Annotated in this window: 17 protein-coding genes; 7 read left to right on the top strand and 10 right to left on the bottom strand. The window is 65.3% G+C overall.

The window, feature by feature from the left end; all coding sequences use genetic code 11:
* Positions 1-28: 28 nt before the first annotated feature.
* The 4 genes from A9973_RS16175 to A9973_RS16160 form a co-directional block, all read right to left on the bottom strand.
* On the bottom strand, positions 29-1,582 hold the full coding sequence (locus tag A9973_RS16175; RefSeq protein WP_183014755.1) for a SpoVR family protein: 1,554 nt from the start codon (positions 1,580-1,582) through the stop codon (positions 29-31).
* Positions 1,579-2,838 carry a YeaH/YhbH family protein gene (locus tag A9973_RS16170; protein WP_183014754.1) on the bottom strand — a complete coding sequence of 420 codons (1,260 nt, stop codon included), beginning with the start codon at positions 2,836-2,838 and terminating at the stop codon, positions 1,579-1,581. Before A9973_RS16170 ends, A9973_RS16175 begins: the two co-directional genes overlap by 4 nt.
* 12 nt (positions 2,839-2,850) lie before the next feature.
* Positions 2,851-4,767, bottom strand: a complete 1,917-nt coding sequence (locus A9973_RS16165) for a PrkA family serine protein kinase (RefSeq protein WP_370539497.1) — start codon at positions 4,765-4,767, stop codon at positions 2,851-2,853.
* 537 nt (positions 4,768-5,304) lie between these two features.
* Positions 5,305-5,616: a hypothetical protein gene (locus A9973_RS16160; RefSeq protein ID WP_183014752.1), complete on the bottom strand. Its 312-nt coding sequence runs from the start codon at positions 5,614-5,616 to the stop codon at positions 5,305-5,307.
* A 76-nt stretch (positions 5,617-5,692) separates the two neighbouring features.
* On the opposite strand from A9973_RS16160, the gene A9973_RS16155 reads away from it, so the two are divergent.
* Together A9973_RS16155 and A9973_RS16150 are read left to right on the top strand one after the other, a co-directional pair.
* A complete protein-coding gene (locus A9973_RS16155; RefSeq protein WP_370539496.1) occupies positions 5,693-6,892 on the top strand; it encodes a DUF3142 domain-containing protein in 1,200 nt (399 codons plus the stop codon).
* Positions 6,879-9,395, top strand: a complete 2,517-nt coding sequence (locus A9973_RS16150) for a hypothetical protein (protein ID WP_183014750.1) — start codon at positions 6,879-6,881, stop codon at positions 9,393-9,395. The genes A9973_RS16155 and A9973_RS16150 overlap by 14 nt, the downstream gene beginning before the upstream one ends.
* A gap of 25 nt (positions 9,396-9,420) precedes the next feature.
* Here the strand turns inward: A9973_RS16150 and ribD are convergent, their stop codons facing one another.
* Positions 9,421-10,536 (bottom strand): bifunctional diaminohydroxyphosphoribosylaminopyrimidine deaminase/5-amino-6-(5-phosphoribosylamino)uracil reductase RibD, encoded by a 1,116-nt coding sequence (gene ribD / locus A9973_RS16145; protein WP_183014811.1) that lies wholly within the window; start codon positions 10,534-10,536, stop codon positions 9,421-9,423.
* A 215-nt stretch (positions 10,537-10,751) separates the two neighbouring features.
* Here ribD and A9973_RS16140 point away from each other — a divergent pair, with 215 nt between their 5' ends.
* Positions 10,752-11,315: a cysteine hydrolase family protein gene (locus tag A9973_RS16140; protein WP_183014749.1), complete on the top strand. Its 564-nt coding sequence runs from the start codon at positions 10,752-10,754 to the stop codon at positions 11,313-11,315.
* A 31-nt stretch (positions 11,316-11,346) separates the two neighbouring features.
* Positions 11,347-12,312, top strand: a complete 966-nt coding sequence (locus tag A9973_RS16135; RefSeq protein WP_183014748.1) for a GlxA family transcriptional regulator — start codon at positions 11,347-11,349, stop codon at positions 12,310-12,312.
* Positions 12,313-12,361: 49 nt separating this feature from the next.
* On the opposite strand, the gene nrdR is transcribed toward A9973_RS16135, so the two are convergent.
* Positions 12,362-12,841 carry a transcriptional regulator NrdR gene (nrdR, locus tag A9973_RS16130; protein ID WP_183014747.1) on the bottom strand — a complete coding sequence of 160 codons (480 nt, stop codon included), beginning with the start codon at positions 12,839-12,841 and terminating at the stop codon, positions 12,362-12,364.
* A 216-nt stretch (positions 12,842-13,057) separates the two neighbouring features.
* A complete protein-coding gene (gene glyA / locus A9973_RS16125) occupies positions 13,058-14,308 on the bottom strand; it encodes a serine hydroxymethyltransferase (protein ID WP_183014746.1) in 1,251 nt (416 codons plus the stop codon).
* Between the two features lie 204 nt (positions 14,309-14,512).
* On the opposite strand from glyA, the gene A9973_RS16120 reads away from it, so the two are divergent.
* On the top strand, positions 14,513-15,151 hold the full coding sequence (locus A9973_RS16120) for a LysE family translocator (RefSeq protein WP_183014745.1): 639 nt from the start codon (positions 14,513-14,515) through the stop codon (positions 15,149-15,151).
* A 73-nt stretch (positions 15,152-15,224) separates the two neighbouring features.
* Here the strand turns inward: A9973_RS16120 and A9973_RS16115 are convergent, their stop codons facing one another.
* Positions 15,225-15,878, bottom strand: coding sequence for a YbhB/YbcL family Raf kinase inhibitor-like protein (locus A9973_RS16115; RefSeq protein ID WP_183014744.1), 654 nt, complete (start codon positions 15,876-15,878; stop codon positions 15,225-15,227).
* A 71-nt stretch (positions 15,879-15,949) separates the two neighbouring features.
* Positions 15,950-17,179: a tyrosine--tRNA ligase gene (gene tyrS / locus A9973_RS16110; RefSeq protein ID WP_183014743.1), complete on the bottom strand. Its 1,230-nt coding sequence runs from the start codon at positions 17,177-17,179 to the stop codon at positions 15,950-15,952.
* 267 nt (positions 17,180-17,446) lie between these two features.
* Between tyrS and A9973_RS16105 the strand changes: the two genes are divergently transcribed.
* Entirely contained in the window at positions 17,447-18,856 is a 1,410-nt protein-coding gene (locus A9973_RS16105; protein WP_183014742.1) for a peptidoglycan DD-metalloendopeptidase family protein, read from the top strand.
* Positions 18,857-18,936: 80 nt separating this feature from the next.
* On the top strand, positions 18,937-20,070 hold the full coding sequence (locus tag A9973_RS16100) for an anhydro-N-acetylmuramic acid kinase (protein WP_370539495.1): 1,134 nt from the start codon (positions 18,937-18,939) through the stop codon (positions 20,068-20,070).
* An 89-nt stretch (positions 20,071-20,159) separates the two neighbouring features.
* Here A9973_RS16100 and erpA read toward each other — a convergent pair whose 3' ends face one another.
* Positions 20,160-20,531: an iron-sulfur cluster insertion protein ErpA gene (gene erpA, locus A9973_RS16095; protein ID WP_006226695.1), complete on the bottom strand. Its 372-nt coding sequence runs from the start codon at positions 20,529-20,531 to the stop codon at positions 20,160-20,162.
* Positions 20,532-20,575: the final 44 nt, after the last annotated feature.

Raw genomic sequence — 20,575 nt, 5'->3', positions numbered from 1 at the left:
CTAGGCGTCCCCTTCCCTGTACACCGCCTTACGCCGCAGCAGGCGCTTCCTGTTCGCGGTACGAGCTGACCGTGCCGTCCGGCTCGGTCTCTTCCAGCCGGACCTTGAAGCCCCACAGGCGGGCCAGGTGCTTCATCACCTGCTCGGCGTCATCCCCCGCCAGCGGCCGGCCACGGCTCTTCAGATGGCGCAGCACGAGCGACCGGTCTGAATCGCGGTTGAAGCGCACCACCTGAATATCCGGCACCTGGTTGTCGCGGTTGTGCTGCGCGGCCAGCAGGCGGCGGATGTCGCGGTAGCCTTCGTCGTTGTGGATGGCGGCCACTTCCAGCTTCGGATTCGCCTGGTGGTCCGAAAGCGCGAAGAAGCGGAATTCGCGGATCAGGCGCGGCGACAGGTATTGCGAGATGAAGGACTCGTCCTTGAAATTGCGCATCGCGAAGTCCAGCGTCTTGCCCCAGTCGCTGCCGGCAATGTCCGGGAACCACTTGCGGTCCTCGGGCGTGGGCGCCTCGCAGATGCGGCGGATGTCCGACATCATCGCGAAGCCCAGCGCATACGGGTTGATGCCGCCGTACCCGCGCTCGTCGAAGCCGCGCTGGCTGACCACGTTGGTGTGGCTTTGCAGGAACTCCATCATGAAGCCGTCGTCGACCAGGCCTTTCTCGTGCAGGCGGTTCAGGATGGTGTAGTGCCAGAACGTAGCCCAGCCTTCGTTCATGACCTTGGTCTGCGACTGCGGATAGAAGTACTGGGCGACCTTGCGCACGATGCGCACCAGTTCCTTCTGCCATGGCGCGAGCTTGGGCGAGTACTTCTCGATGAAGTACAGCAGGTTCTCTTCGGGCTCGGGCGGGAACACCGAGGCTTCGGCGCGCGCGTCCTTGCCGGCTTCCAGGCGCGGCAAGGTGCGCCACAAATCGTTGTATTGCAGCCGGGCGTGTTCCTGGCGCTCGGCCTGGCGCGCGGCCTCGCCCTTGAACGACATGGGCGTCGGGCGCTTGTAGCGGTCCACACCATGGTGCGACAGCGCATGGCAGGAATCCAGCAGCGCCTCCACCGCGTCGATGCCGTAGCGGTCTTCGCACGACATCACGTACTTGCGCGCGAACACCAGGTAATCCAGCACGCCGTCCGCGTCCGTCCACTGGCGGAACAGGTAGTTGCCCTTGAAGAACGAATTGTGCCCGTAGCAGGCATGCGCAATCACCAGCGCCTGCATCGTCATGGAATTCTCTTCCATGAGGTACGAGATGCAAGGGTTGGAGTTGATCACGATCTCGTACGCCAGCCCCTGCATGCCGCGCCGGTAGTATTGCTCGTTGCGGATGAATTCCTTGCCGTACGACCAGTGCGGATAGCCGATGGGCAGGCCCGCCGACGCATAGGCGTCCAGCATCTGTTCCGAGGTGATCACCTCGATCTGGTTCGGGTAGGTATCCAGCCCGAATTCCGCCGCGACCTTGGAGATCGCTTCGTCATAGGACTGGATCAGTTCGAACGTCCATTCGGAACCTTGGGAGATCGGCCGCGCGCCGCTGGCCGAATCCGGCTCCACGAGAGCACCTACGATGGCATTCATGCGGTTTCCTTCTTGAACAGGTCATGGAACACGGGGAAGATTTCGCCGCGGTCGCAGATGCGCCGCATGACGAAATGCGGCTCCAGCTTCTGTTCATACTCCGCCCACAGGCTGCTCTTGCGAGCCTCTTGCGAGTCGGGGATTTCGATATAGGCGAAATAGCGTGTCGACGGCAGCAGGTGCTCGGCCAGGAAGCGCGCGCTTTTGCCCGCGTCGGCGCCGAACGAATCGCCGTCGCTGGCCTGCGCCGCGTAAACGTTCCAGGCCGCCGGCGGATAGCGCTTTTCAAGGATCTCGCGCATCAGCTCCAGCGCCGACAGCACGATAGTGCCGCCGCTCTTGGGGTCGTAGAAGAACGTCTGCTCGTCCACCTCCTCGGCGTTGTCCGTGTGGCGGATGAAGACCAGGTCCACGTGCTCGTACTTGCGGGACAGGAACAGGTACAGCAGCGTGAAGAAGCGCTTGGCCAGATCCTTCTTGCCTTCGTCCATGGACCCGGACACGTCCATGAGGCAGAACATGACCGCGCGCGCCATGGGAATGGCGACCGACACGCGGTTGCGGTAGCGCAGGTCCAGGTCGTCCAGGAACGGCACGCGGGCAAGACGCTCGCGGCAGTCCTCGACGTCCTGCTCCAGCGTGCGGATCTCGGCGGCGGTCGCACCCGCCGCCAGCGCCTTGGCCAGGGCTTCCTCGGCGTCTTCCAGATCGGCACGCGCCTTCACGTTCAGCGCCACCCGCCGCGCCAAGGACGACTTGAGCGTGCGGCTGATGCTCAACATGCTGGGCGAGCCGGTCGTGGTGTAGCCCGCGCGCTGCCATTTCTTCTGGCTGACTTCGCCCAGCTGGTTGCGCGCCAGGTGCGGCAGTTCCAGATCCTCGAAGAACAGGTTCAGGAATTCGGCCCGCGACAGGCTGAAGGTGAATTGGTCTACCGATTCGCCTTCGCCGGGTTCGGACCCGCCCTCGCCTTGCCCGCCCTGCGGCCGGTCGATGGTGTCGCCCTTGGCGAATTCACGATTGCCAGGGTGCACCATCTCGCGGTCGCCGCCCGATCCGTGCCGGAACGTCGGCTCGGAAATATCCCGGGCGGGCAGATTGATCTCTCCGCCTTGATCCATATCCTGAATCGAGCGGTCACGGATCATCCCGTGAACCGCCTTGCGGATCTGGTCCTTGTAGCGCCGCAAGAAGCGCTCACGGTTGACGGCGCTTTTATTGCGCCCATTAAGACGGCGATCGATCAGTGAATTCATGATTCACCTCACTCAGGAAGACTTCCTCACTCGGAGATACCATTCGCACAGCAGACGGACTTGCTTTTCCGTGTACCCTTTTTCAACCATGCGATCCACGAAACTCTGGTGTTTCGACTTGTCCTCGGCCGAGGCCTTGGCGTTGAACGAAATCACCGGCAGCAGATCTTCCGTGTTCGAGAACATCTTCTTCTCGATCACTTCGCGCAACTTTTCATAGCTGGTCCACGTGGGGTTGCGGCCGTTGTTGTTGGCGCGCGCCCGCAGCACGAAGTTCACGATCTCGTTGCGGAAGTCCTTCGGGTTCGCGATACCCGCCGGCTTTTCGATCTTCTCCAGTTCGTCGTTCAACGCGCTGCGGTCGAAGCTTTCGCCGGTTTCTGGATCGCGGAATTCCTCGTCCTGGATCCAGCAGTCGGCAAACGTGACGTAGCGGTCGAAGATGTTCTGGCCATACTCGGAGTACGACTCCAGGTACGCCGTCTGGATTTCCTTGCCGATGAATTCCGCGTAACGCGGCGCCAGGAAACCCTTGATGAACTCCAGGTAGCGCCGGCGGATTTCCTCGGGGTAGTCCTCGCGGCCGATCCGTTGCTCAAGCACATACATCAGGTGCACCGGGTTGGCCGCCACTTCCGTCTGGTCGTAGTTGAAGACGCTGGACAGGATCTTGTACGCGAAACGCGTGGACACCCCGTTCATGCCTTCGTCCGTGCCGGCGTAGTCCTTGTACTCCTGCAAGGCCTTGGCCTTCGGATCCACGTCCTTCAGGCTTTCGCCGTCGTAGACGCGCAGCTTCGAATAGATGCTGGAGTTCTCGGGTTCCTTCAGACGGGTCAGCACCGAGAACTGCGCCATCATGTCCAGCGTTCCCGGCGCGCACGGGGCGGCCGACAAGGAGCTGTGGTGCAGCAGCTTTTCGTAGATGCGGACCTCTTCCGACACCTGCAGGCAATAAGGCACCTTGACGATATAGATACGGTCGAGGAAGGCCTCGTTGTGCTTGTTGTTGCGGAAGGTCTGCCATTCGGACTCGTTAGAGTGGGCCAGGATCGCGCCGTTGAACGGGATCGCGGAGAAGCCCTCCGTGCCCTTGAAGTTGCCTTCCTGGGTCGCCGTCAGCAGCGGATGCAGCATCTTGATCGGGGCCTTGAACATCTCCACGAATTCAAGCAGCCCCTGGTTGGCCAGGCACAGCCCGCCGGAATAGCTGTAGGCGTCGGGATCGTCCTGCGAATGGCGGTCCAGCTTGCGGATGTCGACCTTGCCGACCAGCGACGAAATGTCCTGGTTGTTCTCGTCGCCCGGTTCGGTCTTGGCGATGGCGACCTGGCGCAACACCGACGGATTCAAGCGCACGACGCGGAATTGCGAGATGTCTCCGTCGAACTCCTTCAGGCGCTTGACGGCCCAGGGCGACATGATGCCGCTCAGGTAGCGCCGCGGAATGCCGTATTCCTTTTCGAGCGTGTCGCCGAAGCGTTCCGGATGGAACAGGCCCAACGGCGTTTCGTTGACGGGCGATCCTTTCAAGGCATAGATGGGATAGCTTTCCATCAAGGCCTTGAGCCGTTCCGCGATGGACGACTTGCCGCCGCCCACCGGCCCCAGCAGATAAAGGATTTGCTTGCGCTCTTCCAGCCCCTGAGCCGCGTGCTTGAAGAACGCGACGATCTGACCGATCACGTCCTCCATGCCGTAGAACTCCTGGAACGCCGGATAGCGCCGGATGGTCCGGTTGGAAAACAAACGGGAAAGACGTGGGTCGTTCCGCGTATCCACGACTTCGGGTTCGCCGATCGCCGCCAGCATGCGCTCAGCGGGGCTGGCGTACGCCATGGGATCGCGTTTAGCGAGGTTCAGATACTCCTCAAGAGAGAGCTCTGATTCCTGCTCTTTTGCATACTGCGACTTGAAGCCTTCGACGATGTTTTGCACGGAAACCTCCTACAACACGCGAAAAATTCAGCACGTCCCTACGTGTCCCCATTGTGCCTCAGTGCCCGCGCTTTACTAGACAATCCAGCGATAAGCATTGTCGGCCTGGTCTTATGTTGCTTTCGCCACACATCAACCATGAAGCACGATCGGGGCCCTTTCCATTTAGGCCGCATCCCGCGGATACAAGTTCCGTCAGGGAATGCAACTTACGTGAAGAAGTTATCGGACACGCCTTCAGCATATTGCTATGGCAGGCGCGCATGGTGCGGCCGCACATGAAATGGTCAGCAATCATTTGAAGGGATGAACGATATCCCGGTGGATTCTTATGATTCGGGCGTAAACCCGATGCGCCCGCTATGCGATGGCAGCGGACGGTCTGAACAGCGCCATTGGCGTCCTTGTTCAGCAGCGTGCCGGTCCGGTCGTGAAAAGCGCCGATATCGCGGCACGGGAATCCGTGGTGACGTGGGCGCGTAGCACTGTTCGGTGAAGGCCGTTAGCACGTAGCGCCAAGTCATGTGCCTATGCTAAAGCCAATTGACCGTTTTGTGGCAATTCATTTGACGCATCGGCCAAAATAGTGATGAGGGTTTTCGCCATGAAAAAGCGCGTGTGCGAATCGCTCGCAAACTTGATGCGATCGCTGCGCGGCATCGCTACGAAAGGCATTTCGCGCGGTTTCAACCGCACAATTAGCAGCCGAGCATGGCGAGTGCTAGTACCCATGGCGTAAACGCGGATACTTCCTGCAAGCGTTGCCGACGGCAAGAAACCCAGCGCCGCCTTCAACGATAGAATCACGCATCCCAACGCGCTCCGCGTGTTTTCGAACACGCGATTTTTCCGACATTACGTCATGTTGCTCCGCTTGCGGCAACCCTTTGGCCTGATCTTGAACCCTGCGAAAGCCGTGATTCGACGCAGAACCGCCGCCGGTTTTTCGGCCTTGCTGCTGATGCTGAGCGCTTGCGGAAAACCCGCGCCGGACCTGCCCAATGACGCCTATGTCTGGCAGCGCCGATGGACACCGGCCGTACAGGAAGCCCTTTCCGCAAGCGCCGACGCCGTTCGCGCCTGGCGCGTGCTGATCGCCGAAATGAGCGCGGACGGCCGATGGTTCGACGCCGCGCCCGACCTGGCGGCGCTGGTCGCGGCCCGGCGCCCGGTCATCATGGTGTGGCGGCTGGATGGCCGCGTCGATGCGCTGAACGTGGAGGACACCGCCGCGCGGATCGCAACGGCCAGCCACGCCTGGCGCGCGGCCGGCATCACGCCGGCCGGCGTTGAAATCGACTACGACTGCGCCACGTCGAAACTGCCCGCCTACCGCAAATTCCTGACCGCGTTGAAAAGCCGTATGGGGTCCGACAGCGCCTTGTCGATCACCGCCCTGCCCACCTGGCTGAACAGCCCCGAGCTCGACGCGCTGCTCAACGTGCCCGACGAAGCCGTGCTGCAAGTGCATGCGGTGCTGAATCCCACGCAAGGGCTGTTCGACGGCAAACGCGCGCAATCCTGGCTGGACGCCTTTGCGGAACACACGCGCAAGCCCTGGCGCGTCGCACTGCCCGCCTACGGCAGCCGGGTGGCCTGGGATGACGAGGGGCGCGTGGCCGCCATTGAAAGCGAACAGCCCGCGCTGCGGCCAGGCGGCCGCGCCAGCGAGCTTGTTGTCGCGCCCGTCGCCATGGCGGCCTTTGTCGACCAGATCCATCAATCCCGGCCGCGCGGTCTGGCCGGCATCGTCTGGTTCCGGCTGCCGACCGCGCGCGACGAACGCGCCTGGAGTCTGGCGACATGGCGCGCGGTGCTGACGCGGCAACCGTTGCAACCGGCGCTGCGGGTCGACGCGCAAGCGGTTGCGGAAGGCGGCTCGCAGGATCTGGTGCTGTCCAATACCGGCAACGCCGATGGCGCATTGCCGTTCATCGTCCGCTGGAACGGCGCTTGCCGCGGCGCGGACGGCATCAACGGCTACACCCTGGAACGCGACGATGCGGGACAATACCTGCGCCGCGCACAAGACGGCCTGCTGCGCGTCGGCAGCCAACGCCAAATCGGCTGGATACGCTGTGACACCCCACCCACGACCTTCCATGTACAACCGTAGATCGATCATCCGGCTGACGCTGCTGGCCTGCGCCATCGGTGCAGGCATTGCCGTAGCCTGCGGACCGGACTTCCCGCCGCAGTTGCTGGACGACCGCGCCGGCGCGTTGAAAAGCACGCCGGCGAACTCCTTCAACTTCGAGGCGTCGCGGCTGGTGGTGCCGGCCGATGCGCTGCGCGCCCAGGAATCCGGCGTGCTGCCCGATGGCAGCTACCCGCAAGACGCCATTCCCGAAGATTTCGATCCGACGCTCAACGCGGCGCAACGCGCCGTGGCCCACGCGATGCGGGCGCTGCCGGACGGCGATCAAGCGTATGCGGCGGGCAGCGCCCTGCCCGAAGCCCTGCGGCTCTACACCGCGGCGGCGGTGGACATCCGATCGGCCGCGCATGGCGATTCCGACGCGGCGCTGGCGCGTGCCCGCGCGCGCTTGCTGGATATCCTGGCGCTACCAGGGCGCGAAGGATCGGCGCGCAGCGTCTGGGCCGCTTATATGCTGGCTGAAATCGGGCTGGCTGAAATCGACGCGAACGAAACCGGGGACACGGCAGGCATGACCGTGGGCGACGCGTCCGCCGCGTATGCCCGCGTCCGCCGGCTGGCGCAAGACGGTGCGCCGGATCCTTTGGGCCTGGCGGTCGCCAGCTACGGGCAAGAAGCCCGACTGCTGCTCATTGGCACCCATGGGTCCTGCGCCGCCGAGGATTTCCTTGCCGCGACGGCCTGCCCCGACACCATTCCCGCCCGCGCATTGAAACAGGCGATCCGCCTGTACGCCGAGCAGGCGGCGCGCGGTTCGCGCAGCGGCCAGTCGTCCTTGAGGCTGATCGCGGATTGGGCGCTGGGCACGCCCTCGCGCGCGCGCCAGCTGATCGACGACCCGGTCGCGCAGCGGCTGCTGGTGGCCTACGCGCTGGCAAGAGTGGGCGATATCGTGGACGGCAACCCGGAGAGCGCGTTCGACATGTTCGCCACGTTCGATCAAACCGGGCAACGCGGCTACGCCGATGCCGGCACGGGCGCGCGCAACGTCACGCCCAACCCGGCGCTGCAAGCGCTGGCGACGGCGCTGGCCAAGCAGGATGTGAGCCGCATCGAGGATGCGGACCGGGTGGCCGCGCTGGCCTACCGCGTCGGCCGCTATGACCTGGCGCAAGGCCTGGCCGGCCGGCTGGACACGCCGCTTGCCTGGTGGGTCCGCGCCAAACTCGCGATCCGCCAGGGCGACATGCCCGCCGCCGCCCAAGCGTATGCGCGCGCCGCCAGCGCCTTCCCGACGGCCGCGGGCCTGGAAGCCCCAGGCGTGGCCCGCCTGAAGGCCGAGCAAGGCGTGCTGGCGCTGTCCCGCGGCCAATATGTGGAGGCGCTGGACATGCTGCTGCACGCATCGCTTCCCGATGCCGGCAACGGCGTGCAGGAGGAAGGCTGGCCTCTTTCCCCCTACTGGAACGACGCGGCCTATGTGGCGGAACGCGTCTTGACGGCGGACGAACTCAAGGCCTACGTGGACCAGCAGGTGCCGGCATCCGCCGTGCTACCTGCGCCGGCCGGCTTTGCGCAGTTCGACTATCAGCCCTTCTACGACTGGATGGTGAAGCATCCGATTCCCGATGGCGACCGCTTGCGCACCCTGTTGGCCCGCCGCCTGATGCGCGAAGGCCGCATTGACCAGGCCTTGGCCTACTTCCCTCAAGACGACGACGCCCGCTTCGCCACCATGGCATATGACGACGGTTCATGGCGCGTCACGCCATCCCGCAGCCATCGGCATGCCGTCGAATACACCGCGGCCCTGCAACAGGCCGGCAGCGCCTGGGGCCGCACGGCGCGGGCCGAAGCCTGGTTCAAGGCCGCGCAATTGGCCCGCCGCAATGGCCTGGAAATCATGGGCTACGAGCAAGATCCGGACTTTGCGGTGTACGACGGCAATTACACCTACGGCGCGGGCCGCAGCCCGGAACCGTGGCGGCAGGGCACGGACGGCAGCGATCCGCTCCCCCAGGACACGCCGGCGCAGCGGGCCGACGCGGCCCTGCCTGGGCCGCTGGTGACGCCCGACGAACGGTTGCGCTTCGCCGCCAGCGAGGCGAAACCCTATGCGCGCTTCCACTACCGGCAGGTGGCGGCCGACCACACGCTGGAATCGGCGGCGCTGCTGCCGAACCGGTCGCAAGCGTTCGCGGCCGTGCTGTGCCAAGGCGCGCGCTACATCATCGACGATTCGCCCGAACGGGCCCAGGCGCTGTATCAACGCTATATAGCGCAAGGCGCCCAGGTGCCGTTCAGCGCCACATTCGGGCGCGAATGCCCGCCGCCCGACTTCCAGGCGGCGGCCTGGTTCCACTACACCCAGGCCTGGAAGGCATGGGAGCGCTTGCGCCGGGACCACGGCGGCCTGCTGCTGGCGGCGGGGCTGCTGATGCTTTTAGCGGGCGGCGCCTGCGTTTTCGCGTGGCGCCACAGCTCGGCGCCACGCCAGCCGAAGGCAAACGGGCGGGGCTAGGACGGCGGGTGCGGGACCCGTGGACTTACGCCTGCGCCGGCAAGGCCACGCGTTGCGCCAATTGCCGCCAGGTGCCGGGCACCCTGGCGCGCAAGCGCATGTCAGCGCCCAAGCGCGCGGCATCGATGAATTCGTAGCGCTGGGCGGCATCCAGGTGTTCAAGCATGGGCAGGCGCACCATGCCCGCCGCATCGCCCAGCAGCACCGGCGCCAGATACAGCAGCAGTTCGTCCACGCAGCCTGCGGCGACCAGCGCGCCGGACAGGCCCGCCCCCGCCTCGACGTGGACCTCGTTGAATTGCTCCTGGGCAAACCAGCGCATCATGGCCGGCAGGTCCACCCGTCCGGGCGCTTGGCCCGGCAGCGCCACCACGCGCGCATTCTTGTCCGCCAGGCGCGCGGCCTTATCGGCATCTTCGCGGGCGGTGAAGATGATTACCTCAGCGCCATCGAACAAGCGGGCGTCCTCCGAAATCTCGAAACGGCCATCCACCACCGCCTTGCGCGGCTGGCGCGGCGTCGGCACGCCGCGCACGTTGAGTTGCGGGTCGTCCTTCAGCACGGTGCCCATGCCGGTCAGCACCACGCAACTGCGCGCGCGCCAATGGTGGCCGTCGGCACGCGCCTCGGCGCCGGTGATCCATTGCGACATGCCGTTATGCAGCGCGCTGCGGCCGTCCAGCGACGCGGCCATCTTCATCCACACCCAAGGCAGCCCCCGGCTCATGCGCGAGATGAAGCCCGCATTGACTGCCAGCGCTTCCTCGGCGCACACGCCGACCGTGACCTCGATGCCGGCCGCGCGCAAGCGCGCCAAGCCCTGGCCGTTGACCAGCGGGTTCGGGTCGCCGATGGCCACGACCACCCGTGCGGGCTTGGCGGCCAGGACGGCGTCCACGCAAGGCGGCGTGCGGCCGAAATGGCTGCAAGGTTCCAGCGTGACGTACATCGTCGCGCCTTCAACGGGTGCCTGGCGGGCCTGGGCGTCGCGCAACGCGCGGATCTCGGCATGCGGGCCGCCGGGCGGCTGGGTCGCGCCTTCGCCCAGCACGCGCCCGTCGCGCACGATGACGCATCCGACCCTTGGGTTGGGCGCCGTCGTGAACAGCACGCTCTCTGCCAGCGTCAGGGCGCGTCGCATCCAGAAGATATCGTCGGGGAGGCTTTCGGTCGTCATGGCAGGAATTGTATGTCCGGCGAAGCGCCGCGGGGCGCGACCCGCCACTGCCAGGAGGGGTATGCTCACAGTATGTCCGTTTTGGGCCGCTCGGCGTCTTGCGACGATCTCGCGCAGGGACGGAATCCGCATCAGAATGGCGCCGTACCCCCTGAAACCCTTGGCCTGGAGCCCGGAACATGAAACAAGCACTGATCGTCATCGACGTCCAAGAGTCTTTCCGGCACCGTCCGTTTTGGGATGAAACCGAGTATCCGGCCTTCCTGGCGCAGATCCAGGGCCTGATCGACTCGGCGTCGGCTCAGGGCATTCCCGTGCTGCAGGTGTTCCACGTCAGCAAATCCACCGACCCCGCCAATCCGTTCTCGCTGGCTTCCGGCCACGTCAAGACGCTGCCGGAATTGCGCATTGCGCCCACCGCCGTCTTCCACAAGACGGTGCATTCGTCGCTGTACGCCGAAAGCGCGGATGGCCGCTCGCTGCATGACTGGCTGTGGGAAAACGGCATCGAAGGCATCATCGTCAGCGGCATCCGAACCGAACAATGCTGCGAAACCACATCGCGCCACGCCAGCGACGCGGGCTTCAAGGTGGTCTTTCCGACCGACGCCACGCTGACCTTCGCCATGCAAAGCCCGTCCGGCAAGCACTACACGCCGGCCGAAATCCGCGACCACACCGAACTGGTGCTGCAAGGCCGTTTTGCCCGCGTCACCCGCGCCGCCGACGCGCTGGCGGCCTGACCCGGACCCGGACCGGAACCAGGAGGGCGCCATGATTCCCGTGTACTTCGTGCTGTCGCGGGGCATCGTCCTGCTGGACCTGGCGGGTCCGGCAGAAGCCTTCCGCGTGGCCAACAAGCTCTGCCCCGGCACGTTCGAGCAGCATTTCTGCGGCCCGTCCGAGGCCGTGGAAAGCGGTATCGCCGGACTGCACCTGGCCCGCATCCAGCCGCTGCCGGCTGCTTTGCCCGCCCAGGCGCTGGTCATCGTTTCCGGCGTGGTGGGCCAGCCCACGCGCCTGGAAGGCCACGACGCCCATGCCATCATCGACTGGCTGGCCGTGCGGCATCCGGCGGACGGCTTCACGCTGATGACCGTGTGCGCCGGCGCGCTGTTCGCCGCGTCGGCCGGATTGACGCGGCACCGCGACTGCACCACGCACCACTCGTGCGTCGCGCAATTGGCGGACATCGACCCGACCGCGCGCGTGCATGACAACCGGATCTTCGTCGAGGATGGCAACCTGGTCAGCAGCGCCGGCATCACGGCGGGCATCGACCTGGCGCTGCACATGGTGTCGCGCCATTGCGGACCGCGGGTCGCCAGCGAGGTGGCGCGCGACATGGTCGTCTATCAGCGCCGTGCCGGCACGGATTCCACGCTGTCGCCCTGGCTCGAGCACCGCAGCCATATGCATCCGGGCGTACACCGGGTGCAGGACGCCGTCGTGCGCAATCCGGCCGCGCCGTGGTCGGCGCAGTCGCTGGCGGACCAGGCGCACACCAGCGCGCGCCACTTGACGCGCCTGTTCCACGAACACGCTGGCTGCACCCCGATGGACTACCTGTATCAGATACGCGTCGCGCTGGCGCGCGACCTGCTGCGCGACACCCGGCTGGACCTGGAGCGCGTGGCGGAAAAATCCGGGTTCGGCTCGGCGCAGCACATGCGCCGCGTCTGGCGCAAGTTCCAGCCTCAGACGCCCAGCCTGGCGCGCTCGTCGCCCGCCATGCAATGACGGCGCCGAAGCGCCGTCACCCTGCCTGTCTTGCCAAACCCGGCCGGCGCTATTCCTTGCGCAGCTTGCCGGGCAGCAAGGGCCCTTGCATTTCGCGGATGGCCTCGACGAATTCGCCGATGTCCTCGAAGCTCTTGTAGACCGACGCAAAGCGCACGTAGGCCACCTTGTCCAGCTTGCGCAGCTCGGTCATGACCAGTTCGCCGATGTGTTCGGTGGGCACTTCGCGCAGCCCGCTTGCCAGCAACTGCTCTTCGATGCGCGCCACGGCGGCGTCCACGTCCTCGGTGCTGACGGGCCGCTTGCGCAGCGCCAGGCTCAGGCTGGCCCGCAGCTTGGCGGGGTCGTACTCGCTGCGGCTGCCGTTGCGCTTCACGACGGAAGGCAAGGCAAGCTCCACCCGCTCGTAAGTGGTGAACCGCTTGTCACAGGACAGGCAGCGGCGGCGGCGGCGGATGGCGTCGCCCTCTTCCGAGACCCGGCTGTCTACGACCTGTGTTTCGGCATTGCCGCAAAATGGACACCGCATGTGTGTTCCCTAAAGGCCCGGATAGCAATAATTGAGCATATTGTAACGATGCGCCCCGCGGGAAGCGCCAATACGGCTTATTCGTCCCCGATTCATGGACAGGCCCGGTCGAGGATAGCGCCTGCCGCCCGGAAAGCAAAGGGACGGCGCCTGGCGGGGCCGTCCCTTTGGTCTGGCCCCTACGGCGGATAGCCTCGGGGCCGGGGGGATGCTGCGTTACAGCTTGCCGTAGACCGGCAGGCGCGAGGTCAGTTCGTTGACACGGGCGCGCACGGCGGCGATGTTGGCTTCGTCACGCGGATTGTCCAGCACATCGGCGATCAGGTTGGCGGTCAGCTCGGCGTCGGCTTCCGTGAAACCGCGGGTGGTCATGGCCGGCGTGCCCAAGCGGATGCCGCTGGTCACGAAAGGCTTTTCCGGGTCGTTCGGGATAGCGTTCTTGTTGACCGTGATGTGGGCCTGGCCCAGCACGGCTTCCGCTTCCTTGCCCGTGATGCCCTTGGCGCGCAGGTCCACCAGCATGACGTGGCTTTCGGTACGGCCGGACACGATGCGCAGGCCACGCTTGACCAGCGTGTCGGCCAGCACCTTGGCGTTCTTGACCACTTGCTGCGCGTAGTCCTTGAAGCCGGGTTCCAGGGCTTCCTTGAACGCCACGGCCTTGCCGGCGATGACGTGCATCAGCGGACCGCCCTGGATGCCGGGGAAGATCGCCGAGTTGATGATCTTCTCGAATTCGGCCTTCATCATGATCACGCCGCCGCGCGGGCCGCGCAACGACTTGTGCGTCGTCGACGTGACGAAGTCGGCGTGCGGGACCGGGTTGGGGTAGGCGCCGCCAGCGACCAGGCCGGCGTAGTGGGCGATGTCGACCATGAACAGCGCGCCGTTTTCACGGGCGATGCGGGCCATGCGCTCGAAATCGATGTGCAGGGCGTAGGCCGAGGCGCCAGCGACGATCAGCTTGGGCTTGTGTTCTTTTGCCAGCTGTTCGACTTGCGCGTAGTTCAGGACTTCGTTTTCGTCCAGTCCGTACGAGATGAAGTTGTACAGCTTGCCCGAAGCGTTGACCGACGCGCCGTGCGTCAGGTGGCCACCTTCGGCCAGGCTCATGCCCAGCACGGTGTCGCCCGGCTTCAGCACGGCCATGTACACGCCCTGGTTCGCCTGCGAACCCGAGTTGGGCTGCACGTTGGCGGCTTCGGCGCCGAAAATCTGCTTCAGGCGGTCGATGGCCAGTTGCTCGACCACGTCCACGTACTCGCAACCGCCGTAGTAGCGCTTGCCCGGATAGCCTTCGGCGTACTTGTTCGTGAGCTGCGTGCCCTGGGCTTCCATGACGGCCGGGCTGGCGTAGTTCTCCGAAGCGATCAGCTCGATGTGCTGCTCTTGGCGAACGTCTTCCTTCTGGATGGCGGCCCAAACGTCCGGGTCAGCCTTGGACAAGGTGAGGTTGCGGTCAAACATGACGGGGGATTCCTGAGGCGGTAAGAGAGGAGAAAGCCGTGTCGGGTGGGAAAACCCGAAGAATGGACGATAGTTTACCGCGTCAGGCGGCTTCAATTGCCGCCAAAATGCGCCGAAGCCGGGCAAAATACCTGCGATGGGCGCGAAAACCACGCCAACGCGCCGCGCCCGGAAACCGCTCTCAATCCGACTTGAGAAACTTTCATGCAAACCGCCACCCTCATCACCTACTCGCTAGTAGCTGCCGCCAGCGTCATCAGCCCGGGCCCCGCCACCATGCTTGCCATCCGCAACGGCGCGGCGGGCGGCGTGCGCGCGGTCGTGCCGTCCACGCTGGGCAATGTCACCGGATTGTTCCTGCTGTCCGCCGCCGCGATGCTGGGGTTGGGCGTGGTGCTGCAATCCTCCGCCCTGCTGTTCATGGCGCTGAAGATCGCCGGCGCCGCCTACCTGATCTACGTCGGCCTGCGCCACCTGCTGGGCCGGGCCCACATCGCGCCGCCGGAAGACGCCGCCATCGGCGCCCCGCCGCGCCGCCCCGGCCGCCTGTACCTGGAAGCCACGTTCGTAGCCGCCATGAATCCCAAGCCCATCCTGTTCTTCACGGCGCTGTTCCCGCAATTCCTGAATGCGCACGAGCCGCTGCTGCCGCAGTTCTTCATCCTGACCGGCATCTTCATGGCGATGTCGCTGGTCTCGCTGCTGGCCTACGGCGCGCTGGCACGCCGCGCCCGCCGCCTGCTGCGCCAGCCGCGCATCGTGGTCTGGCTGAACCGCCTGGTGGGCTCGATCTTCGTCGCCTTCGGCCTGGCGCTGCTGCGCCTGAAGCGCTCGGCCGCCTGACGGACGGTGCCGGGGGGGGCTACAAAAAAAGGGCCGCGATTGCGGCCCTTTATCCGTGCACCAGAGGCTGTCGTTATGCCTCGGTGGCTCCGATCTGCTTGGGTGCCAGCTTCGGATTGAGCGTGTAGGTGCCCGTGACCGACGCCTGGGCCAGCACATGCTTTTGCATGGCGCGCAGCGCGTCCTCGCCGGTGAAGGAGCCGTTCAGGTTCAGGCTGTGCACGTCCAGCGCATACAGCGTGAAGACGTAGCGGTGCACGATCGAATCGTTCCAGGGCGGGCACGGGCCGTCGTAGCCGAAGTAGTCGCCGCTCATGTCGTGGTCATTGGCGAACCACGAGGAATACGAGTTGATGCCCTGGCGCGCGTCCATCGGCGCCAGCGGACCGCCCTTTCCGCGCGGCGTGATGCCGTTGGAAAAAGCGCCTTCGTCGATTTCACGCATGTCGGCGGCAAGATCAACCAGCACCCAGTGGAAGAAATCCACGCGGGGCAGGTCGGCCGGGACTTCGCGGCCTTCCTGGTTGACGTCGTCGGGCCGCGAGGGCACATCGGGGTCATGGCAGATCAACGCAAACGACTGCGTTCCCGGCGGGACGTCGTCCCACGAAAACTGCGGGTTGTAGTTGTCTGCCAGCGCGACGTGCGATTGCGCATCGATCTTGCCGAAGGCGTAGCGTTCGGGAATCGACTCGTGATCGGAAAAAGACAAACTCGAAAGTTTCATGTCGTGCTCCTTGAAGTGCCGCAAAGGCGTCCCGCCCCTGCCTGTACCCTCAGCGTATCAAAACTTCGCAATTATGGGTTCAAGTTAACACGCGCGAACTTGCGCTTGCCCACCTGGACGACGTAAGTCCCCGCGGGCAATTGCAACGATTTATCTTCAACCCGATCGCCGTTGACCCGTACGCCGCCTTGCTCCACATTGCGCTGCGCCTCGGACCCCGATGCGACCAGGCCCGCTTCGCGCAGCAGCTTCAGGATGCCCACCGGCGCGCCGCCGATATTCACTTCGGGCATGTCTTCCGGAATGGCGCCGTCGCGAAAGCGCGCCTCGAAGGACGCCAGCGCCTCCTCGGCCGCCCGGGCGGAGTGGAAGCGCGTGATGATTTCCTGAGCCAGCATCACTTTGGCATCACGCGGGTTGCGGCCGCCATCGGTCTCTTGCTTGAGGGCCGCGATGTCTTCCAGCGAACGGAACGACAGCAGCTCGAAGTAACGCCACATCAGCGTGTCGGAAATCGACATGAGCTTGCCGAACATCGAATCGGGCGACTCCGAAATACCGATGTAGTTGCCCTTGGACTTGGACATCTTCTCTACGCCGTCCGTACCCACCAGCAGCGGCATCGTCAGGATGCACTGGGGCTCCTGGCCGTATTCCTTTTGCAGCTCGCGCCCGACCAGCAGGTTGAACTTCTGATCGGTGCCCCCCAGCTCCAGATCGGACTTCAGCGCCACCGAGTCATAGCCCTGCATCAGCGGGTACAGGAATTCGTGCACCGAAATCGGGATGCCGCCCTTGAAGCGCTTGGTGAAGTCCTCGCGCTCCATCATGCGGGCGACCGTGTAGCGGGACGCCAGCTGGATCATGCCGCGGGCGCCCAGCGGATCGCACCACTCGGAGTTGTAACGGATCTCGGTACGGGCCGGATCCAGCACCAGGCTGGCCTGCGCGTAGTAGGTCTTGGCGTTGGACTCGATCTGCTCGCGCGTCAGCGGCGGGCGGGTGCTGTTGCGGCCGCTGGGATCGCCGATCGTGGAGGTGAAATCGCCGATCAGGAAGATGACGTTGTGGCCCAGGTCCTGCAGCTGGCGCATCTTGTTCAGCACCACGGTGTGGCCCAGATGGATGTCCGGCGCAGTGGGATCCAGGCCCAGCTTGATGCGCAGGGGCACGCCGGTCGCGCGGCTCTTGGCCAGCTTGCGGGCGAACTCGGACTCGACCAGCAGCTCGTCGCAGCCGCGCTTGGCTATACGCAGATCGGCTTCGACTTCGGGAGTGATAGGGGCTTCTGAGGATGACATGGCAGGGGGACCAACGCGGCTTCAGCCGACAAAAAGGTGTAAAAAGTGACGAAAACTATCGAAAATTCTAGCCGAATCAGCTAGGATACCGCCCAATCATACGCAACTGCTATCTATACGCAGTCCGCAGTTGCGGTTCGGCCTACCACCCGTTGTTCACAAGATGCGCCCCGCGTCAGCAGCCCCTGCCCCCGATTTCGCGGCGCGCAAGGGCCGTTCGTGTTACGCACCCTGCGAGCTCATGCCACCTGAGAGGGTATCTTCACGATGAATCGTGGCCTCCACGAACTGGCGAGTAGCATCAAGCGCAAAGTTGCTGCCCTGTTTGCGCCTGTTGAGCCCAAGCCCCATCGCTCGGGACTTTTCCGTCGCACTCTTCTCGTCTCCGCTATCGGTCTGTTTGCTGGCGCCGCCGCCCTCGGCATGGTGCAGCAACCCGACCGCACCGAACTCCCCCCGTCCCGCATCATCCAGAGCGTTCTGCCGCTGACCGCCGAGCAAGTCGAAGTCAGCAGCCCCAGCGCCGCGCCGTACATCAGCGAAACCCGCATCCGTGCCGGCGACACGCTGGCGGCCGTGCTGCAACGCCTGGAACTTGACGCCCCGAATCTGCAGACCTTCCTGACGCACGACGCCAGCGCCCGCAGCATTTACAAGCTGTACCCCGGCCGTTCCGTCCAGGCTGCGACCGACGATCAGGGCAACCTGATCTGGCTGCGCTACATCCACACCCCCGGCAACGAGACCGACGGCCAGGTCGTGACGCGCATGCTGCACGTCGCGCCGTCCGGCGACAGCTACAAGGCCGAGGAAGTCACCGAAAGCACCGACCGCCAGACCCGCGTCGCCGTGGGCACGATCAAGTCGTCGCTGTTCGGCGCCACGGACTCCGCCGGCATCCCGGATTCGGTCACCATGCAGATGGCCGACATCCTCAGCGCCAAGATCGACTTCCTGCGCGACTTGCGCCAGGGCGACCAGTTCCGCGTGGTCTACGAAGTGCGTTCGCACGACGGCCGCTACGCCGGCGCCGGCCGCGTGCTGGCCCTGGAATTCATCAACGGCGGCAAGACCTACAGCGCCGTCTGGTTCAGCCCCGACGAAAAGAGCGGCTCTTACTACGACTTCGACGGCACCAGCCTGCGCGGCGCGTTCCTGCGCACCGCCCTGAAGTTCAGCCGCATCAGCTCGACGTTCGGCATGCGCATGCACCCCATCCACAAGACGTGGACGGGCCACAAGGGCGTGGACTACGCCGCGCCTTCGGGCACGCCGATCCACTCCACCGCGGACGGCACAGTCGAGTTCTCAGGCTGGCAGAATGGCTACGGCAACGTGGTCATCGTCAAGCACCACGGCAAGTACTCGACGCTGTACGCCCACCAGAGCCGCATCGCCGAAGGCATCACCAAGGGCTCGAAGATCTCGCAAGGCCAGTTGCTGGGCTATGTCGGCGCCACCGGCTGGGCCACCGGCCCGCACCTGCACTACGAGTTCCGCGTGGACAACCAGCCGATCGACCCGCTGTCCGTCGACCTGCCGGTCGCCCGAGCCCTGGAGCCCGCGGAAGTCCGCGCGTTCAACCAGGCCGTGGCGCCGTACAAGCAACAGATCCAGCTGCTGACCGAGTTCCAGCAGACCTTGCCCGACGCGTTGACCAACGTGGCCAGCCGCTAACCGGCCCACCACGGCAAAACGTCCCAAAAAGGCGGCCCGCGCAGATTCTGCCGGCCGCCTTTCTTCTTTCCGAGGCGCCTGTGACTTCCTCCGCATCCCGCCCGCAGGGCAACCCCGCGCTGTACATCGGCTTGATGTCCGGCACCAGCGTCGACGGCGTCGACGGGGTGCTTGTCCGCCTGGACGCCGGGCAGGCGCCGCACGTGCTTGCCAACGCCAGCCTGCCGATGCCCGAAAACCTGCGCCGTGAACTGCTGGCGCTGAACCTGTCCGGCGACGACGAGCTGGCGCGCGCCGCGCTGGCGGCCAATGCGCTGGCCCGGCTGTATGCCCAAGCCGTCGGTGCGCTGCTTGAACAAGCCGGCCTGGCCGCCACCGCCGTGACCGCCATCGGCGCGCACGGCCAGACCGTCCGCCACCGGCCGGACAGCGGCTATACCGTGCAGCTCAATGCCCCCGCCCTGCTGGCGGAACTGACCGGCATCGACGTGGTGGCGGACTTCCGCAGCCGCGACGTCGCCGCTGGCGGCCAGGGCGCGCCGCTGGTGCCCCCGTTCCATGCCGCGGTGTTCGGCGCCCCGCATGGCCGTGCGGTACTCAACCTGGGCGGCATCGCCAACATCACGCTGCTTGCCCCCGGCCAGCCGGCCCGGGGGTTCGATACGGGCCCCGCCAACGTGTTCCTGGACGCCTGGTGCCAACGCCATCTGGGGCAGCCCTATGACGCCGACGGGCGCTGGGCCAGCACGGGCCAGGTGGTGGCGCCGCTGCTTGAGCAACTGATCGCCAGCGAGCCCTGGTTCGCGCTGCCGCCGCCTAAATCGACCGGCCGCGACCTGTTCAACCTGCAATGGCTGGACGACCGTCTGGCGGCGTTCGACGGCCCCAAGCCGGCCCCGGAAGACGTGCAGGCGACGCTGCAACGCCTGACCGCCAGAACGGTCGCCAACGCTATCGACGCGGCCGCTGCGGGCACGCAAGAGGTGTTCGTATGCGGCGGCGGCGCCCACAACGCCGGCCTGATGCGGGAACTGGCGTACTGCCTGCAGCGCCCGGTGCAACCGACGGATATGTTGGGCGTGCCCGCGCAACAGGTCGAGGCGCTGGCCTTCGCCTGGCTGGCGCAGGCCTTTGTGGAACGCCGGCCCGCCGGCCTGCCGGCCGTCACGGGCGCCCGCGGCGCCCGCATCCTGGGCGCGCTCTATCCCGCCTGAACCGCGCCCGGCCCAAAACCGGTTTGGCGTGCCTCAATGCAAAAAGCCCTTCGGCATGCCGAAGGGCTTTTCCTTTCCTGCTTCGGTGATTACACCGAGAACGAGGAACCGCAGCCGCAGGTGGTGCTGGCGTTGGGGTTGCGGATGACGAACTGCGCGCCTTCCAGGTCTTCCTTGTAGTCGATCTCGGCGCCGACCAGATACTGGAAGCTCATCGGATCAACCAGCAGTTGAACGCCGGCCTTATCCAGCACGGTGTCGTCTTCGTTCACGACTTCGTCGAACGTGAAGCCGTACTGGAAGCCCGAACAGCCGCCGCCCTGGACAAACACGCGCAGCTTCAGCTCGGGGTTGCCCTCTTCGGCCAACAGGTCCTTCACTTTGGCGGCGGCCGAGTCGGTAAATACCAGAGGAACAGGCGGGGCGGCCTGGAGGTCGACGGTTTCGGTTACTGCATTCATGGTTCACTCCTGGCCGGATAGGCCATATTTCGGTGAGCGGCAAC

This window comes from Achromobacter sp. UMC46, from assembly GCF_014170335.1.
Taxonomy (GTDB): Bacteria; Pseudomonadota; Gammaproteobacteria; order Burkholderiales; family Burkholderiaceae_B; genus Achromobacter.
Note: the sequence above shows the minus strand (reverse complement) of the source record. Positions and strands in the feature narration are given on the sequence as shown.

Coding starts and splice junctions, on each gene's coding strand:
- A9973_RS16175 (WP_183014755.1), bottom strand. CDS start 1,582: ATGAATGCCATCGTAGGTGCTCTCGTGGAGCCGGATTCGGCCAGCGGC.
- A9973_RS16170 (WP_183014754.1), bottom strand. CDS start 2,838: ATGAATTCACTGATCGATCGCCGTCTTAATGGGCGCAATAAAAGCGCC.
- A9973_RS16150 (WP_183014750.1), top strand. CDS start 6,879: ATGTACAACCGTAGATCGATCATCCGGCTGACGCTGCTGGCCTGCGCC.
- ribD (WP_183014811.1), bottom strand. CDS start 10,536: ATGCGACGCGCCCTGACGCTGGCAGAGAGCGTGCTGTTCACGACGGCG.
- A9973_RS16140 (WP_183014749.1), top strand. CDS start 10,752: ATGAAACAAGCACTGATCGTCATCGACGTCCAAGAGTCTTTCCGGCAC.
- A9973_RS16135 (WP_183014748.1), top strand. CDS start 11,347: ATGATTCCCGTGTACTTCGTGCTGTCGCGGGGCATCGTCCTGCTGGAC.
- nrdR (WP_183014747.1), bottom strand. CDS start 12,841: ATGCGGTGTCCATTTTGCGGCAATGCCGAAACACAGGTCGTAGACAGC.
- glyA (WP_183014746.1), bottom strand. CDS start 14,308: ATGTTTGACCGCAACCTCACCTTGTCCAAGGCTGACCCGGACGTTTGG.
- A9973_RS16120 (WP_183014745.1), top strand. CDS start 14,513: ATGCAAACCGCCACCCTCATCACCTACTCGCTAGTAGCTGCCGCCAGC.
- A9973_RS16115 (WP_183014744.1), bottom strand. CDS start 15,878: ATGAAACTTTCGAGTTTGTCTTTTTCCGATCACGAGTCGATTCCCGAA.
- tyrS (WP_183014743.1), bottom strand. CDS start 17,179: ATGTCATCCTCAGAAGCCCCTATCACTCCCGAAGTCGAAGCCGATCTG.
- A9973_RS16105 (WP_183014742.1), top strand. CDS start 17,447: ATGAATCGTGGCCTCCACGAACTGGCGAGTAGCATCAAGCGCAAAGTT.
- erpA (WP_006226695.1), bottom strand. CDS start 20,531: ATGAATGCAGTAACCGAAACCGTCGACCTCCAGGCCGCCCCGCCTGTT.